Consider the following 17,281-nt stretch of genomic DNA (forward strand, 5'->3'; position numbering starts at 1 on the left):
TTCCGATCAGCCCTTCATCACGGAGGCGTCGTCAACCGCGATATCGCCGCGGTTACGGAAGAAGGTCACGAGGATCGCCAGGCCGACGGCGGCTTCAGCCGCGGCGACGGTCAGGACGAACATGGCCATCAGCTGACCCGACACGTCGTTGAGGTAGGTCGAGAAGGCGACGAAGTTGATGTTCACCGCGAGCAGGATCAGCTCGACCGACATCAGGATGATGATGACGTTCTTGCGGTTCACGAAGATGCCGAACACCCCGATGGTGAACAGCATGGCGGCGACCGCCAGATAGTGCTGGAGCGAGATGTCCATCACAGAAGCTCCTCGGGGGTGACGCCCTGGCCGGTAGAAACCGACTTGACCTCGACGGCCTTGGCGCGTTCGCGGTTGGCCTGCACGGCCAGGTCCTGGCGACGCACGCCGGGGCGGTGACGCAGGGTCAGGACGATGGCGCCGATCATGGCGATCAGCAGCACAATGCCCGCAGCCTGGAAGAAGTAGACGTAGTCCGTGTAGAGAACGCGGCCGATCGCCTCGATATTGGTGGCGTCAGCGGTGGCGACGACCGGGCCGATCGCGGCCTTGGCCGCCCCGCCCTGCACCACGGTGATCGACACCATGATCATCTCGGCCAGCAGGACGCCGGCGACGATCCCCGCCAACGGCAGGTAGCGGGCGTAGCCTTCGCGGAGGCGGACGAAGTCGACGTCCAGCATCATGACCACGAACAGGAACAGCACCGCGACGGCGCCGACGTAGACGACCACCAGCAGCATGGCCAGGAACTCTGCGCCCAGCAGGACGAAGAGGCCGGCGGCCGAGAAGAAGCTGAGGATCAGCCACAGGACGGAGTGCACGGGATTGCGCGCGGTCACGACCAGAAGGCCCGAAACCACGGCGACCGTCGCCAGAAGATAAAACGCTATGCCTTGCAGCATGGGTGGGACAAAGCCCCCTTCAAAATCTTGCGCTGCGATCCCATGGCGGAATCGCGGCTCGGTTTAGCGATACGGAGCGTCGAGTTCCAGATTCTTCGCGATCAGCCGTTCCCAGCGGTCGCCATTGTCCAGCAGTCGGGCCTTGTCATAGAGCAGTTCTTCGCGCGTCTCGGTGGCGAACTCGCTGTTCGGTCCCTCGACGATGGCGTCCACCGGGCAGGCCTCCTGGCACAGGCCGCAGTAGATGCACTTGACCATGTCGATGTCGTAGCGCGTCGTGCGGCGGCTGCCGTCGGCGCGCGGTTCGGCCTCGATGGTGATGGCTTGCGCCGGGCAGATGGCCTCGCACAGCTTGCAGGCGATGCAGCGTTCTTCGCCGTTCGGATAGCGGCGCAGCGCGTGTTCGCCGCGGAAGCGCGGCGACTGCGGGTTGCGCTCGAACGGATAGTTCACCGTCGCCTTCGGCTTCATCATGTACTTCATCGACAGGCCGACGGCGCCGAACACGTCGGTCAGCATCGCGCCCTTGGCCGCCTGAACGATACGGGTCAGCATTACGATTTCACTCCGGCGCAGTCGCGTTCATAGCGCGCGCTTTCCTTGTCGAGGGTTGCGCAGATGCGCACACGTTCAGCGTCTTCACGCTGAATACGCTCCACCTTGCGTTCCCATTGATAGACCGAGACGGGATCGGCCTCATACGAGGCGCAGCCGCCGAGAACGACCAGAAGCGGCAGGATCATGAGGGCGCGGGCCATCAGTTCACCTGCCGCTTGCAGTCGTCGCGATCGAAGCGCGGATCATCGCGCGACAGCCGCTGGCAATAGGCGCGCTTGTCCGCATCGTCGCGGCGTTCGCGCTCGACACGTTCCAGCCGCGCGGCTGCGCTCTCGGGTGCAGCGGGGTCCATCGGCTTGAAGGTGCAGGCCGACAGGCCGGCGACGAGGGCCAGCGCAAGCAATGATGTGGCGCGAACGCCCATCACGCACCCACCGCGAAGACGCGCCAGGCCGCCACGGCCACCACGGCGATCAGCGACGTCGGCAGGAAGATCTTCCAGCCCAGGCGCATCAGCTGATCATAGCGGTAGCGCGGCACGAAGGCCTTGGTCAGGGCGATCATGAAGAACCAGAAGACGATCTTGGCGAGGAACGTGACCAGATAGATGGCTTGCTCGAGCCAGCCCGGCAGCGCGTCCAGCCAGGCTTGCGGCAAGCCCGGGTTCCAGCCGCCGCAGAACAGCAGGCTGATCATGGCGCACATGAAGACGATGTTGGCGTATTCGCCGATCATGAACAGCAGGTAGGGGGTCGACGAATATTCGACCTGATAACCGGCCACCAGTTCCGACTCCGCCTCGGGAAGGTCGAACGGCGGACGGTTGGTCTCGGCCAGGGCCGAAATGAAGAAGACCACGGTCATCGGGATCATGACGATGATCGTCGGCCAAGTACCCGCGCCTCCGCCGAACATGTTCCAGTTCCAGAACGCGCCCTGTTGCTGGGTGACGATCTCAGTCAGGTTCATCGTCCCGGCCAGCAGGATGACGTTGATGATGACCAGGCCCATCGAGACCTCATAGGACACCATCTGCGCCGCCGAACGCAGCGAACCCAGGAACGGATACTTCGAGTTCGAAGCCCAGCCGCCCATGATGATGCCGTACACGCCCAGCGAGCTGATCGCGAGGATGTAGAGGATGCCGACGTTCAGATCCGAAATCACCCAGCCCGGCGCAAACGGGATCACAGCCCAGGCGATGAAGGCCAGGACGAAGGTGATCAGCGGCGCCGCCAGGAAGACGACCTTGTCGGACCCCGACGGGACGACGATTTCCTTGAGCACGAACTTGAAGAAGTCAGCGAAGGACTGCAGCAGGCCGAACGGGCCGACCACGTTGGGGCCTTTGCGCATTTGCACGCCGGCCCAGATCTTGCGGTCCGCCAGCAGCAGGAAGGCCAGCGAGATCAGGATCCCGACCGTAACGATCAGGATGCCGCCGAGGGTGGCGAGGGTCCAGCCGAGGGGGGTGGCCCAGAAGGAGGTCGCAGCGTCCATGATTTACTCCGCCGCCAGAACGACCGGGGCAGTCCGCTCGGCGGACAGCTCGGCCATGGTTTCGCTGGCGCGCGCGATCGGGTTGGTCAGGTAGGGATCGACGATGGTCGAGACGAAGGCGACGTCGCTCAGATCACCCTTGGCGCCCAGAGCCGCCACGTCGAACGACGCCCCCGGGGCCAGATAGTCGATACGGCCAAAGGTCGGATGGTCGCCCATCAGCTTGGCGCGCAGCTGCTCCAGGGTGTCGAACGGCAGCTTCTGGCCGACCCGTTCCGACAGGGCGCGGATGATGGCCCAGTCTTCCTTGGCCTCGCCCTTCGGGAAGACGACCCGTTCGGCCATCTGCACCCGGCCCTCGGTGTTCACGTACAGGCCGGACTTCTCGGTATAGGCGGCGCCCGGCAGGATGACGTCGGCGCCGTGTGCGCCGCGGTCGCCGTGCGAGCCCAGATAGACGCGGAAGGCGTCCGAGGCCGAAGCGTTGACCTCGTCGGCGCCCAGCAGGAACAGCACGTCCAGCGCGCCCGGCTTGAGCATTCCAGCCACGTCCAGACCGCCCTCGGCGGGGACGAAGCCCATGTCCAGACCGCCGACGCGGGCGGCGGCGGTGTGCAGGACGTTGAAGCCGTTCCAGCCGTCCTTGACCACGCCGACCTTCTTGGCCAGCGCGCCCAGGGCGTTCAGCACAGCCGCGCCGGTGTCGCCGATCAGGGCGCCCGCGCCGACGATGATCGCCGGGCGTTCAGCCTTGGTCAGGAAGTCGACAGCGGCCTTGGGCAGCTTGCCCAGGGTCTTCGAACCGGCGCCGAGGTAGTTGTAGTCATAGGTCAGGTCGACCTGTTCGCCGATGACGCCGATCTCGGCGGCGCCCTTCAGCCAGGCCTTGCGGATGCGGGCGTTGAGCAGAGGCGCCTCGGTGCGCGGATTGGCGCCCACGATCAGGATGGCGTCTGCGTTTTCAATGCCTTGCAGGCCGGAGTTGAACAGCCAGCCCTCGCGAGCCCCCTGCCCGATCGCGGCGCCGTCCTGACGGCAGTCGGTGTTGGCCGAGCCGAGGGCGCGGAACAGGTCCAGCGTCGCCTTCATCGACTCGGCGTCCTGAAGGTCGCCGGCGATGACGCCGATGCGGTCGGCCGAAGCCGCCTTGATCTTGGAGGCGACAGCGTTCAGCGCCTCGTCCCACGAGGCGACGCGCAGCTTGCCGTTCTCACGGACATAGGGTTTGTCCAGACGCTGACGGGCCAGGCCGTCGACGGCGTAGCGGCTCTTGTCCGACAGCCACTCTTCGTTGATGCCCTCGTTCACGCGCGGCAGAACGCGCATGACCTCGGCGCCGCGCGCGTCGGCGCGGATGTTCGAGCCCAGGGCGTCCATGACGTCGATGGTCTCGGTCTTCTTCAGTTCCCACGGGCGGTAGTGGTACTGCCAGGGGCGGTGCGTCAGGGCGCCCACCGGGCACAGGTCGTTGACGTTGCCCGACAGTTCGCTGTCGATGTTCTTTTCCAGATAGGTCGTGATCTCGGCGCCTTCGCCGCGCGAGATCATGCCGATGTCCGGCACGCCGGCCACTTCGGTGATGAAGCGAACGCAACGCGTGCACTGGATGCAGCGCGTCATGAACGTCTTGACCGTTGGGCCCATGTTCTTTTCTTCGACCGCGCGCTTGTTCTCGCCGTAGCGCGAACCGTCACGGCCGTAGCCGACAGCCTGATCCTGAAGATCGCACTCGCCGCCCTGGTCGCAGATCGGGCAGTCCAGCGGGTGGTTGATGAGCAGGAACTCCATCACCCCTTCGCGGGCCTTCTTGACCATCGGCGTGTCGGTGAAGATCTCCTGACCTTCGGCGGCCGGCAGGGCGCACGAAGCCTGCGGCTTCGGCGGTCCGGGCTTCACCTCGACCAGGCACATCCGGCAGTTGCCGGCGATGGACAGGCGCTCGTGGTAGCAGAAACGCGGGATCTCGTGCCCGGCGCGCTCGGCGACCTGAAGCACGGTCATGCCGGGTTCGAACTCGGTTTCAACGCCGTTGACCTTGGCGATAGGCATTACGATTACTCCGCCGCGATCGCATGGCCGGCGAAGTTCGCGCGGCGGCTGCGGTAGGTGTTGATGCGGTCTTCGATCTCGTGACGGAAGTGCCGGATCAGACCCTGAACGGGCCAGGCGGCGGCGTCCCCGAGGGCGCAGATGGTGTGGCCTTCGACCTGACCGGCCACGTCGAGCAGCAGGTCGATTTCCGACGGATCGGCATCGCCGACGGCCATGCGTTCCAGCACGCGCCACATCCAGCCCGTGCCCTCGCGGCACGGCGTGCACTGGCCGCAGCTCTCATGCTTGAAGAAGTAGCTGATGCGGGCGATGGCCTTAACGATGTCGGTCGACTCGTCCATCACGGTCACGCCGGCGGTGCCCAGCGACGAACGCATTTCGCGCATGGAGTCGAAGTCCATCAGCACGGTCTCAGCCTGCTCGCGCGTGATCACCGGGCAGGATGCGCCGCCGGGGATGATGGCTTTCAGGTTGCCCCAACCGCCGCGAACGCCGCCGCCGTGATCTTCGATCAGCTGACGCAGCGGGATCGACATGGCTTCTTCGACGACGCAGGGCGTGTTCACGTGACCCGACAGGGACATCAGCTTGGTGCCCGTGTTGTTCGGGCGACCGAAGCTGGCGAACCAGTCCGCGCCGCGACGCAGGATAGTGCCGACCACAGCGATCGATTCCACGTTGTTCACAGTCGTCGGGCAGCCATAGAGGCCGGCGCCGGCCGGGAACGGCGGCTTCAGGCGCGGCTGGCCCTTCTTGCCTTCCAGGGATTCCAGCAGGGCGGTCTCTTCGCCGCAGATGTAGGCCCCGGCGCCGTGGTGGATATAGACGTGGAAGTCCCAGCCGTGGACGTTGTTGTCACCGATCAGCCTGGCCTCATATGCCTGCTTGACCGCGGCTTCCATGCGCTCGCGCTCCAGCACGTATTCGCCGCGCAGGTAGATGTAGCAGGCGTGGGCCTTCATGGCGAAGGAGGCGATCAGGGCGCCTTCGATCAGCAGGTGCGGATCATGACGCATGATCTCGCGGTCCTTGCAGGTCGCGGGCTCGGACTCGTCGGCGTTGATGACCAGGTAGTGAGGGCGATCCTTCACTTCCTTGGGCATGAAGGACCACTTCAGGCCGGTCGAGAAACCGGCGCCGCCGCGTCCGCGCAGGCCCGAGTTCTTGACGTTGGTGATGATCCAGTCGCCGCCAAGGTCCAGCATGTCCTTGGTGGCGTTCCACGCCCCACGCGCCTTCGCGCCCTCCAGGCCCCAGTCATGGAAGCCATAGAGGTTGGTGAAGATGCGATCCTTGTCTTCGAGGATTCCGACCATGAGCCCTTAAAGTCCTTCCGCCAGACGGCGCTTGTGGTGGCGGGTGCGCATGAAAATAGCTGTAACGACCAGCGCCCAGCCGGCGGCCAGCAGGCCATAGGCGACGATCAGCAGGTCTTCCGACAGCCACTTGCCGTCCTTGACCGCCAGCACCATGCCCGCGGCGACGAGGATCAAGGCCAGCCCGCCCCAACGCAGGGGCCAGCCGACGCGACGCAGCTCGGCCCGGTAGGCCGCCCTGCCCTCATCGCTGTCGAGGTTCGGTCTCGTCATCAGGCCGGCGCCTTCTCAGCCGCCGGCTGGGAGTTCGGAAGCGACTTGATCTTCTTGGCCCGCGAGCCGTCGTAGAGCGTCGGGTCCGTCAGGACCCGGGCGCCGCCCTCGGGCTCGGAGGTGTGACGACCGACGCGCGAACCCGGCTTCGGCGACTGGCCGGCGGCGAAGTCGTCGATGATCTGGGCCATCGTCTCGGGCGTCAGGTCTTCGTAATAGTAGTCGTTGATCTGGGCCATCGGCGCGTTCGAGCAGGCGCCCAGGCACTCGACTTCCTGCCAGGTGAAGCGACCGTCGGCGGACAGGACGTCCTTGTCGCCGATCTTCTCCTTGCAGACGCGCATCAGCTCATTGGCGCCGCGCAGCATGCAGGGCGTGGTGCCGCAGACCTGGATCAGCGCGGTCTTACCGACCGGCTCCAACTGGAACATGGTGTAGAAGGTCGCGACCTCCAGCACCCGGATATAGGCCATGCCCAGCAGTTCGCCGATGGCGCGGATGGCGGGTTCCGAGACCCAGCCTTCCTGCTTCTGGACCAGCCATAGGATCGGGATCACCGCCGACTGGCGACGCGATTCCGGGTACTTCTTGATCCACCACTCGGCCTTGGCCTTCGTGTCCTCTGAAAAGGCGAAGGATTCAGGCTGTTCCTTGGCGAGGCGACGAACGCTCATCGGTCCACTTCTCCGAACACCATGTCGAGCGAGCCGAGGATGGCCGACACGTCCGCCAGCATGTGGCCCGTGTTCATCCAGTCCATCGCCTGCAGGTGGCGGAACCCAGGGGCCGACAGCTTGACGCGGTAGGGTTTGTTGGTGCCGTCCGACACCAGATAGACGCCGAACTCGCCCTTGGGCGCTTCGACAGCCGCATAGACCTCGCCTTCCGGCGTCTTGAAGCCCTCGGTGTAGAGCTTGAAGTGGTGGATCAGCGCTTCCATCGAACGCTTCATCTCACCGCGGCGCGGCGGGGTGATCTTGTTGTTTTCGGCCAGGACCGGCTCGCCGGGGCAGTTGCGCAGCTTGTGGATGCACTGCTCCATGATGCGGATCGACTGCTTCATCTCTTCGATGCGGCAGAGGTAACGATCCCAGCAGTCGCCGTTCTTGCCGACAGCGATGTCGAACTCGAGGTCGGCGTAGCAGTCATAGGGCTGCGCCTTGCGCAGGTCCCAGGCGATGTCCGAGCCGCGCAGCATGACGCCCGAGAAGCCCCAGGCCAGAGCCTGCTCCTTGGACACGACGCCGATGTCGACGTTGCGCTGCTTGAAGATGCGGTTCTCAGTGACCAGGCTCTCGATGTCCGCCAGCTTGGCCGGGAACTCGGCGCACCAGCGACCGATGTCGTCGATCAGCTCCGGCGTCAGGTCCTGATGGACGCCGCCGGGACGGAAGTAGTTGGCGTGCAGACGGGCGCCGCAGGCGCGCTCGTAGAAGACCATCAGCTTCTCGCGCTCTTCGTGGCCCCACAGCGGCGGGGTCAGGGCGCCCACGTCCATGGCTTGCATGGTCGTGTTCAGCAGGTGGTTCAGGATGCGGCCGATTTCCGAATAGAGGACCCGGATCAGCTGACCGCGATATGGCACGTCCAGTTCCAGCAGGCGCTCGATGGCCAGGCAGAAGGCGTGCTCCTGGTTCATCGGCGAGACGTAGTCCAGCCGGTCCAGGTAGGGAATGTTCTGAAGGTAGGTGCGCGCCTCCATCAGCTTCTCGGTGCCGCGATGCAGCAGGCCGATATGCGGATCGACGCGAGTCACCAGTTCGCCGTCCAGCTCCAGCACCAGACGCAGCACGCCGTGCGCGGCCGGGTGTTGCGGGCCGAAATTGATGGTGAACTTGCGGTCGTCCATCGCCCGCGCGTGCGGGGTCAGGCCGCCTTCGTAGTCCTCGAACGGATCGATCGCCTTGGGGGCGGCCGTCGCCGGAGTGTTATTGCCGTCAGCCATTACTTGGCTCCCGCCTTCTCGTCGCCCGGCAGGACCGGGGCCGGGTACTCAGCGCCTTCCCACGGAGAGAGGAAGTCGAAGTTGCGATATTCCTGGGCCAGCTTCACCGGCTCATAGACCACGCGCTTCTGCTCTTCGTCGTAGCGGACCTCGACATAGCCCGTCATCGGGAAGTCCTTGCGCAGCGGATGTCCCTCGAAACCATAGTCCGTCAGGATGCGGCGCATGTCGGGGTGATCCGAGAAGATCATGCCGTACATGTCGAAGGCTTCACGCTCGAACCAGCCGGCCGACGGATAGACCGACGACACGCTGGGGACCGGGGCGACTTCATCGGTCGACACCTTGACGCGAACGCGCGCGGCGCGCGTCAGCGACAGCAGATGATAGACCACCTCGAACCGCTCGGCGCGGTCAGGATAGTCGGCGCCGCAGGCGTCCATCAGCTGCTGGAAGCCGAATTGATCGCGCAGGGCCGTCATGACCGCGACGATGTTCTCGCGCGGGGCGATCAGGGTCAGCTCGCCATAGGCGACGACGGCCTCGACACCGAGAGCCGCGACCATTTCGGTCCCCAGCGGGGTCAGGGCGGATTCGCGCTCCGCGACGCGCACCAGTTCGCTCATCGCTCGATCGTCCCCGTGCGACGGATCTTCTTCTGCAGTTGCAGGATGCCGTACAGCAGCGCCTCAGCCGTCGGCGGGCAACCCGGGACATAGACGTCCACCGGCACCACGCGGTCGCAACCGCGTACGACGCTGTAGCTGTAGTGATAATAGCCGCCGCCGTTGGCGCAGCTGCCCATCGAGATGACGTAGCGCGGTTCCGGCATCTGGTCGTAGACCTTGCGCAGGGCCGGAGCCATCTTGTTGGTCAGGGTGCCGGCGACGATCATCAGGTCCGACTGGCGCGGCGAACCGCGCGGCGCCGTGCCGAAGCGTTCCAGGTCGAAACGCGGCATCGACAGGTGGATCATCTCCACGGCGCAGCAGGCCAGGCCGAACGACATCCACATCAGCGAACCCGTGCGGGCCCAGTTGATGACGTCGTCCAGCGAGGTCGTCAGGAAGCCCTGCTCGCCGAGCTCGGTGTTCACCTGCTCGAAGAACTTGTCGTGGATCTTGGGGTCGTAACCTTCCACGGTCGAGCGCGCAGCCGAGCCGGCGGGGACCAGGGGCGACGCCAAGGGCGACGAAGGCGCAACTATTGCCATTCCAGCGCTCCCTTCTTCCATTCGTAGATAAAGCCGACCGTCAGGACGCCGAGGAAGATCATCATCGACCAGAAGGCGAAGATCATGCCGCCGTGCGACAGGTCGAACATCGACACCGCCCACGGGAACAGGAAGGCCACTTCCAGGTCGAAGATGATGAAGAGGATCGACACCAGATAGAACCGGACGTCGAACTTCATGCGTGCGTCGTCAAAGGCGTTGAAGCCGCACTCATAGGCCGACAGCTTCTCGGTGTCGGGGTTTTTCGGCGCCAGAGCCCAAGCGGCCAGCATGAAGCCGAGCCCCAGGACGGCGGCGATCGCCAGGAAAACGACGATCGGGAGGTATTCCAGAAGAAATGCGTTCATTCGAGCTGCCTCGCCCGCCGAGGGAGGGGGCGGATTCGGGGCTTCTTAGACCCAACCTCGCCGGGGTTCAAACCCATGTCGGCAAAGGTTTTTGTGTTGCGAGCGGTTCGCAACATTGCGCGCGTTTTGCCGCAGCCCGCAGCGTTGCCAGTTGCACCGGCGATACGCGTAAATGGCGACTTCCCATACCTCTGTCATCAAGGTCGCAGCATGAGCCTGGCAGCCCGCTTGCTGAACACCATCGAGCGCGTCGGCAATCGCCTGCCCGATCCCGTTTTTCTCTTTCTGTGGCTGATCCTTGGCCTGATCGTGCTGAGCCTCGTCGGCGCGGGTCTGGGCTGGTCCGCCGTCAACCCGGTGACCGGCGACCTCCTGCAGGCCGAGAGCCTGCTGTCCCCCGCCAATCTGGAGCGGCTGTTCATCGGCATGCCGCGCACCCTGGCCGATTTTCCGCCGCTGGGGATCGTGATCACAATTATTTACGGCGCCTCGGTCGCCGAACGGACCGGGATGTTCTCGACCGCCATTCGCGGCGCCCTGCTGAACGCCCCGCGATTCATCCTGACGCCTATCGTGGTGGTGACGGGCATGGTGTCGCACCACGCCTCTGACGCCTCCTACGTCGTCGTCATTCCTCTGGCCGCCGTCATCTTCGCCGCCGCGGGCCGCCATCCGCTGGCGGGTCTGGCCGCCGGATTCGCCGCCGTCTCGGGCGGATATGCAGGCAATCTGTTTCCGGCGCCAGCGACGCGCTGATTCTGGGCATCACCGAGCCCGCCGCCCACCTGATCGACCCGTCCTACGCCGTCAGCATCGCCGGCAACTGGTTCTTCATCGTCGGCGTCGTCTTCGTTTTCACCCCCATTGTCTGGTTTCTGACCGACAGGGTTATCGAACCGCGCCTCGGGCCATGGGTCCCCTCCTCCGCCGCCCCGGCTGCCGCCGAAGAAAAGACGCCGCTCAGCCAAGCGGAAAAGCGCGGCCTGCTGTTTGCGGGCCTGACCATCCTGGCCATGATCGCCCTGTGGACGCTCGTCACCCTCCTGCCCGGCTCGCCCTTCGTCGATGCCGACGCCGAGCCCGCCCAGCGCTTCAACCCTCTATATCGTTCGCTGGTCGCCTTCTTCGCCCTGACCTTCTTTGGGGCCGGCGCGGCCTTCGGCGTCGGCTCCGGCTCGATCAAGAGCCACCACGACCTGGTCCGCATGATGCGCGAGGGGATCAGCCAACTGGCCCCCTATATCGTCCTAGCCTTCTTCGCCGCCCACTTCGTGGCCATGTTCAACTGGTCGGGCCTGGGGCCCATCCTGGCGGTCAACGCCGCCGCCTCCTTGCGCGAACTGGCCCTGCCCACGCCCCTGCTGCTGATCGTCGTGGTGCTGGCCTCCTGCGTCTTCGACCTGTTTATCGGCTCTGCCTCGGCCAAGTGGTCGGCGCTGGCCCCCATAGTCGTGCCCATGTTCATGCTTCTGGGCATCAGCCCAGAGATGACGACCGCCGCCTATCGCATGGGCGACAGCGTCACCAACATCGCCACCCCGCTGATGAGCTACTTCCCGCTGATCCTGACCTTCGCCCAGCGCTGGGACCCGCGTTTCGGCCTGGGGTCGCTGATGGCCACCATGCTGCCCTATGCCGTGGCCTTCCTGGTGGCGGGCCTGATCATGGTGGCCGCCTGGGTCGCGCTGGACCTGCCACTGGGACCGGGCGTGGGCGTCCACTACACGCCGCCGCCGCCGGCCGTCGCGTCACACCTGCCGATGGACGGCGGGATCGCCGGCCCTGTGGCTCCGCCGCAGGCCGCCGCTGCGGCCAAGTAACGGAGGTCTCGCGATCTTTTCAGTTATCCACAGCCGGATCGCTTGACAGTAACCGGCCTCCCCGCCTAAACGACGCCCCTCGCCGGGACGCATGGCTTCCCAGCGAGCAACGCGGGTGTAGCTCAGTTGGTTAGAGTGCCGGCCTGTCACGCCGGAGGTCGCGGGTTCGAGTCCCGTCACTCGCGCCATTCTCTTCAGCGAAGAGAATGGCGCACACCGCCCCCCATTACATTCCTAGACATAGTCAGCAGGCATAACGCCGTGCGCCGCCGTCGCGCCGCTAGTTCAGCGGCGCGACCTCCTGCGGCATGACGAACTCGGACCGACCGCTCAGCTCGCCATAGAGCATCGACAGGTCCTCGAAGACGCGGTTCCAGGCGAACTGCTCGACCATCTTCACCCGCGCCGCCCGACCCAGAGCCTCGACGTCGCGCGCGAACAGAGCCTCGATAGCCTCGGCGTAGTCGGCCGGGTCGGCGGAAACCGCCAACTGCCCCACGCTCGAATCCACCGTCTCGGCCACCCCGCCGGCGTTGACCCCGACAACTGGCCGGCCACAGGCCATGGCCTCCAGCACGATCAGACCGAACGGCTCCTTGTCGTTGGCGTGAACAAAGGCGTCGCAGCTGGCGATGATCCGCGCCACGGCCTTGGGGTCCTTCTCATAGGGCAGCGAGATCACGCGATCTTCGGGCGGCATCCCTGCCCCGGCGCCGACCAGCACCAGATGATAAGGTGCGCCCAGGCGCTGCACGGCGTCGATCAGGACATCGACGTTCTTCTCCTTGGCCGGGCGCCCGGCGAAGCACAGCAGGCGCGCGTCCGCGCCTAGGCCCAGCTTCTTCAGCAGCCAGTCGCGATCCCGGCGATCCGGGCGGAAGGTGTCGACCTCGACGCCCAAGGGGCGAATCACGATGCCGCCGACGCCCGCTTCCTCCAGCCGCCGCGCGATGAAGCGGCTGGGCGAAACGACGCGGTCGAATTGCGAAAACAGTTTAGCCCAGCGCTTCTCGACCGGCTTCTTGGCCCATTCGCCGAAATGCAGCGCCGCCAGGCCGGCCGGGTCCGAGTGGCAGAAGCCGACGACCGGACAACCGGCGCGTTGCCCCGCCTCCAGAGCGCCCTGCCCCGGCGTATAGGGGTCGCCGGCCTCGATCACGGCCGGGTTCATCGACGCCACCCAGGCCCCCCAGCGCCGCACCGAACTGGGCCAGCGATAGCCGTCGCCGAAGGGCAGCTTGGCCGCATGAAGCTGGACGACGCCGTCCGCCCCCGCCCGGTGCTTGGCGCCCGGAACCACAAGCGTGTGGGCGACCGAAGGCCGATTCGCCTCCAGCCACGCCTTCTTGGACAGCAGATAGCGCTTCACCCCGCCCGAGCGGGGCGCAAACAGCATGGTGGTGTCCACCAGACGCGGCCGCGGATCAGAGGTCGAAGCCTTCAGTATCCTAAGCGTTTCAGCGACTTCTTCGTCCAGCCCTGGGATCAGGCGCAGTTCGCCTTCCTGAACATCGATATCGCTCATAGTCATTGAGGCGTTTTCTCCAGATCTCGACGCCGCAACGCGGTTGGATCGGCTTTGGATGCGACGCGCGCGTTTGGAACTCACCATGAATCGCCCGTAGACCCGGAAACGGCTCCGCTCAAGCATCCTTTTCCACAACCCACGGCGGGGGCTTGAAAATGACGACGTTCAGCTGCGGTTCACCTGGGCCTGCCTACGCCGGGCCTTGCAATCGCCTCAAATTCGAGAAACTTGGGGCATGGCGACGCCGAGCCTGATAGACGGACGGCTGGCGTCGTTGCGCGTGTGTCCACGAGGGGTTTCTAACTAATGCGTATTCTGCTCGCGACCGCAGTGGCGATCGCTCCCTTGATGGTCGCCGTCGGCGCTCAGGCGCAAACGACGCCGACGCCCGAGACCGTGATCTCGACGGCGCGCACCACGCCGATCTCCACATCGACCGCCAAGGCCGGAGCGCCTGACAATATCCGCCTGGACAAGGACGGCTCCATCGCCGTGACCAGCGGATCGGCGATCACCGTCGATTCCAGCAACAACGTCGATCTGGACGCCGGCTCCTCCATCAAGATGGAAAAGGCCGCCGATGGCGCGACCGGTATCCTGGTGCAGGGCGGTAACACCGCCAATGTCACGGTCGGCGGCGCGATCACCATCACCGACTCGATCGAAGAATACACCGACACCGACAAGGACGGCGACCTGGACGGTCCCTTCGCCAGCGGCGCCAACCGCTATGGCGTCCGTGTCTCGGGTGCGACGCCCCTGACCGGAAATATGCTGGTCGAAGCCAGCGGGTCCATCAAGGTCGAGGGCAACAACTCCGCAGGCGTCGCCATCGAAGCCCCCTTGGTCGGCAACCTGACCAATCTTGGCACGATCGGCGTGGTCGGCGACAACAGCTACGGCGTCCATGTTACGGGCCCAGTGACCGGCAACGTCGCCATCCTGGGCAGCATCTCCGCCCAGGGTGAGAACGCCACCGGCGTCGCTCTTGATGGCGACGTCCAGGGCTCGGTCAAAATCCAGGGTGCCATCTCCACAACGGGATATCGCTACACCACGCCCCCTACGGCCAAGCCGACAACGGGCGACGTCAAGAACGAAACCCTCTATCTTGAAGACTTGGACGCCGATGACCTGCTGCAAGGCGGTCCGGCCGTGCGGATCGCAGGCGACGTCACCGGCGGCGTGGTGTTTGACACCGGCCCTCAGTATCTGAAGGGCGGCGTTGAAGGCGACGACGACGGCGACGGCGTCAAGAACGGCGACGAAGACGACGACGGCGACGGCGTCAAAAACCGTGAAGACACAGACCGCGACGGCGACGGCCTTCCCGATGCTTCCGAGGGCACCGCGACCATCAAGTCGTACGGCGGCGCGCCCGCTGTTCTGGTCGGCTCCAGCACCAGCGCCATCACCCTGAACGCGGTCGGAACAGGCGACAACGCATATGGTCTGATCAATCGCGGCTCCATCGAAGCCTCGGGCGTTTACGCAGGCGTCAACGCTCAAGGGCTTCGGATCGGGGGAACCGGCCAAGCGGTCACGGTTGAAGGCGGCTTCTTCAACTCCGGTACTGTTGCTGCGAGCGCGCTCAACGCAAACAGCACCGCCGTCCGGATCGGCGCCGGCGCCGATTTGCCGACCTTGGTCAACAAGGGAACGATCCAGGCGACCGCCGTCTCCGATGGCGTGCACACGGTTTCCGGCGTCCTGATTGAAGCTGGCGCTTCCCTGCCTTCATTTGAAAATTCTGGTCAGATCACTGCGGGCGTCGGCGGTTCCAAGACCGATGCAGTGGCGATCAGGGATGACTCCGGCACGCTGAGCAGCTTCCGCAACACGGGCGTGATCGCCTCCGGCATTAGCCCCACGGCCGATATCGACCAGACCGGCAAGGCCGTCGCCGTCGATCTCAGCAAGAACACCACGGGCGTCTCCTTCATCCAGGACGGCGTCGTCGTACCTGGCACGGAATTGCCCGATGCCGACAAGGACGGCGTGCCGGACAGCAAGGAACCGGCCATCCAGGGCGAGATCCGCCTGGGCTCCGGCGCCGATGTGCTGGACATCCGCAACGGCATGGTCACGGGCGACATCTCGTTCGGCGCCGGCGCTGACACGCTGTCCATCTCGGGCGGCGCCGTTGTGACCGGAAAGCTGTCGAACGCCGACGGTCTGCTGGACATCAACATCTCCAAGGGCACGCTCGACGCACGCCACTCCGGCCAGCTGGCAGTGACCGGCCTCAACGTCGGCGCGGACGGCGCGCTGATCGTGACGCTGGACCCCGCCAACGGGACCTCCGGCGGCTTCAAGGTCAACGGCGCCGCCGATATCGCGACCGGCGCAGATCTGGGCGTTCGCTTCAACTCCCTGATCCAGACCGAAACCCGCTTCACCATCATCGACGCCGACACCCTGAACGCCGGCACGATTGACCCCGACGCGGTCCAGGCCAACTCGCCCTACGCTTTCGTCGTGAAAACCGGCGTCGACGCCGCCGCCGGCGACATCTACGTCGATGCTCGTCGACGCACTGCGGAAGAAGCCGGCATGATCGGCGTGGAATCCGCCGCCTATGACTCGATCTACGGCGCCCTGGGCCAGAACGAAGCCATCCGCAACGCCATCCTCAACCAGACAGGCCGCGACGGCTTCTTCGACATCTACGAGCAGATGCTGCCCGACCACTCGGGCGGCCCCCTGCTCTCCCTGGCCAGCGGCGTTGATGCTGTGACCCGCGCCCTGACCGGCCGCAACGCCTCGGCCGCGCCGGGCGAGACCAGCGCCTGGGTTCAGGAAATCAACTTCTACGCTGACAAGGACAAGACCGACTCCTACGGCTTCCGTTCGGAAGGCTTCGGCGTCGCCGGCGGCGTCGAACGCGGCACCAGCATGGGCGCCATCGGCCTGTCCGCCGCCTTCACCTCGTCCGACCTGGAAGACCCCGAAGCGGCCGCTGAGGAAGTCCTGTCGGCCAATCTGCTGGAGCTGGGCCTCTACTGGCGCGCCCAGGGCCAGTACTGGACGACCTGGGCGCGGGCTGCGGGCGGCTACGCCTCGTTCAACGCCACCCGCAAACTGGTCGCTGACGGTCTGAACCTGAAGAACGAGTCCGACTGGCATGGCTTCACCCTGGCTGCTGCCGGCGGCGCTTCGTACGAACGCAACTTCGGTCGCCTGAACGTCCGCCCCGAAATCTACGGCGAGTATTTCTCGCTGAGCGAAGACGCACGCACCGAACAGGGCGGCGGCGACGGGTTCGATCTCGATATCGAAGAACGCGACGGCCATATGTTCTCCGGCGTCGCCGCCGTGAACATCGGCTACGGCTTCGGCCAGAACGGCTGGATCCGCCCCGAGGTCCGCCTCGGCTGGCGCCAGAACTTCTCGGTCGACGCCGGCACGACCATCGCCCGCTTCGCCTCGGGCGGCGACGCCTTCACCCTGGACCCCGCCAGCATCGAAGGCGGCGGCCCCATCCTGGGCTTCCGCCTCAACATCGGCAACGATCTGGGCATGCTGGCCATCACCGGCGACGCAGAACTGCTGGAAGACTACGTCCGCTACACCCTGCTGCTGCGGGCCAGCTTCAAGTTCTGATCGGATATGCCGACCAGCAAAAAAGGCCGCCGGGTTCGCCCGGCGGCCTTTTTCTATGGCGGCATGCATCTCACCGTCTATCCTCAAACAAGAAAGAGGGCAGAGCGCACTGGCGACCTCAGCCATGGTGTGGGGCTTCATTTCCATCACGCGCAGTAGAGCTA

16 protein-coding genes, 1 tRNA gene and 1 pseudogene are annotated in these 17,281 nt (G+C 65.3%); 3 read left to right on the plus strand and 15 right to left on the minus strand.

Going from position 1 to position 17,281, the window contains the following annotated elements; all coding sequences use genetic code 11:
• Window positions 1–6: 6 nt before the first annotated feature.
• The 14 genes from nuoK to DXK21_RS03130 form a co-directional block, all read right to left on the minus strand.
• Entirely contained in the window at window positions 7–315 is a 309-nt protein-coding gene (gene nuoK / locus DXK21_RS03065) for an NADH-quinone oxidoreductase subunit NuoK (RefSeq protein WP_105563431.1), read from the minus strand.
• Complete coding sequence (locus DXK21_RS03070; RefSeq protein ID WP_114816312.1) at window positions 315–941, minus strand: NADH-quinone oxidoreductase subunit J; 627 nt, start codon at window positions 939–941, stop codon at window positions 315–317. The genes nuoK and DXK21_RS03070 overlap by 1 nt, the downstream gene beginning before the upstream one ends.
• Window positions 942–1,004: 63 nt before the next feature.
• Window positions 1,005–1,496, minus strand: coding sequence for an NADH-quinone oxidoreductase subunit NuoI (nuoI, locus tag DXK21_RS03075; RefSeq protein WP_040345161.1), 492 nt, complete (start codon window positions 1,494–1,496; stop codon window positions 1,005–1,007).
• Entirely contained in the window at window positions 1,496–1,699 is a 204-nt protein-coding gene (locus tag DXK21_RS03080) for a hypothetical protein (protein ID WP_114816313.1), read from the minus strand. Before DXK21_RS03080 ends, nuoI begins: the two co-directional genes overlap by 1 nt.
• A complete protein-coding gene (locus DXK21_RS03085) occupies window positions 1,699–1,923 on the minus strand; it encodes a hypothetical protein (protein WP_162790564.1) in 225 nt (74 codons plus the stop codon). The genes DXK21_RS03080 and DXK21_RS03085 overlap by 1 nt, the downstream gene beginning before the upstream one ends.
• Window positions 1,923–2,999: an NADH-quinone oxidoreductase subunit NuoH gene (nuoH, locus tag DXK21_RS03090; RefSeq protein WP_114816315.1), complete on the minus strand. Its 1,077-nt coding sequence runs from the start codon at window positions 2,997–2,999 to the stop codon at window positions 1,923–1,925. Before nuoH ends, DXK21_RS03085 begins: the two co-directional genes overlap by 1 nt.
• Before the next feature lie 3 nt (window positions 3,000–3,002).
• Window positions 3,003–5,048, minus strand: a complete 2,046-nt coding sequence (gene nuoG, locus DXK21_RS03095; RefSeq protein WP_114816316.1) for an NADH-quinone oxidoreductase subunit NuoG — start codon at window positions 5,046–5,048, stop codon at window positions 3,003–3,005.
• Between the two features lie 5 nt (window positions 5,049–5,053).
• A complete protein-coding gene (gene nuoF, locus DXK21_RS03100; RefSeq protein ID WP_114816317.1) occupies window positions 5,054–6,367 on the minus strand; it encodes an NADH-quinone oxidoreductase subunit NuoF in 1,314 nt (437 codons plus the stop codon).
• Between the two features lie 6 nt (window positions 6,368–6,373).
• The gene (locus tag DXK21_RS03105) at window positions 6,374–6,640 is read right to left on the minus strand and encodes a hypothetical protein (RefSeq protein WP_114816318.1); all 267 of its coding nucleotides are present in this window, start codon (window positions 6,638–6,640) and stop codon (window positions 6,374–6,376) included.
• Entirely contained in the window at window positions 6,640–7,314 is a 675-nt protein-coding gene (gene nuoE / locus DXK21_RS03110) for an NADH-quinone oxidoreductase subunit NuoE (protein ID WP_114816319.1), read from the minus strand. Before nuoE ends, DXK21_RS03105 begins: the two co-directional genes overlap by 1 nt.
• On the minus strand, window positions 7,311–8,489 hold the full coding sequence (locus DXK21_RS03115; protein WP_245945082.1) for an NADH-quinone oxidoreductase subunit D: 1,179 nt from the start codon (window positions 8,487–8,489) through the stop codon (window positions 7,311–7,313). Before DXK21_RS03115 ends, nuoE begins: the two co-directional genes overlap by 4 nt.
• Before the next feature lie 95 nt (window positions 8,490–8,584).
• On the minus strand, window positions 8,585–9,211 hold the full coding sequence (locus DXK21_RS03120; RefSeq protein WP_114816321.1) for an NADH-quinone oxidoreductase subunit C: 627 nt from the start codon (window positions 9,209–9,211) through the stop codon (window positions 8,585–8,587).
• On the minus strand, window positions 9,208–9,819 hold the full coding sequence (locus DXK21_RS03125) for a NuoB/complex I 20 kDa subunit family protein (protein WP_114816322.1): 612 nt from the start codon (window positions 9,817–9,819) through the stop codon (window positions 9,208–9,210). The genes DXK21_RS03120 and DXK21_RS03125 overlap by 4 nt, the downstream gene beginning before the upstream one ends.
• Window positions 9,789–10,166 carry an NADH-quinone oxidoreductase subunit A gene (locus DXK21_RS03130; protein ID WP_114816323.1) on the minus strand — a complete coding sequence of 126 codons (378 nt, stop codon included), beginning with the start codon at window positions 10,164–10,166 and terminating at the stop codon, window positions 9,789–9,791. The genes DXK21_RS03125 and DXK21_RS03130 overlap by 31 nt, the downstream gene beginning before the upstream one ends.
• 210 nt (window positions 10,167–10,376) lie before the next feature.
• On the opposite strand from DXK21_RS03130, the pseudogene DXK21_RS03135 reads away from it, so the two are divergent.
• Both DXK21_RS03135 and DXK21_RS03140 read left to right on the plus strand, forming a co-directional pair.
• A pseudogene (locus tag DXK21_RS03135) lies at window positions 10,377–11,986 on the plus strand (AbgT family transporter).
• A 111-nt stretch (window positions 11,987–12,097) separates the two neighbouring features.
• Window positions 12,098–12,174 (plus strand) — tRNA-Asp (locus DXK21_RS03140).
• A 92-nt stretch (window positions 12,175–12,266) separates the two neighbouring features.
• Here the strand turns inward: DXK21_RS03140 and DXK21_RS03145 are convergent.
• A complete protein-coding gene (locus DXK21_RS03145) occupies window positions 12,267–13,517 on the minus strand; it encodes a glycosyltransferase (RefSeq protein WP_114816324.1) in 1,251 nt (416 codons plus the stop codon).
• Between the two features lie 303 nt (window positions 13,518–13,820).
• Here DXK21_RS03145 and DXK21_RS03150 point away from each other — a divergent pair, with 303 nt between their 5' ends.
• Window positions 13,821–17,117, plus strand: coding sequence for an autotransporter outer membrane beta-barrel domain-containing protein (locus tag DXK21_RS03150; protein ID WP_114816325.1), 3,297 nt, complete (start codon window positions 13,821–13,823; stop codon window positions 17,115–17,117).
• The last annotated feature ends 164 nt before the right edge of the window (window positions 17,118–17,281 follow it).

Source organism: Brevundimonas bullata (genome assembly GCF_003350205.1).
In the GTDB taxonomy this organism is placed as follows: Bacteria; Pseudomonadota; Alphaproteobacteria; order Caulobacterales; family Caulobacteraceae; genus Brevundimonas; species Brevundimonas bullata.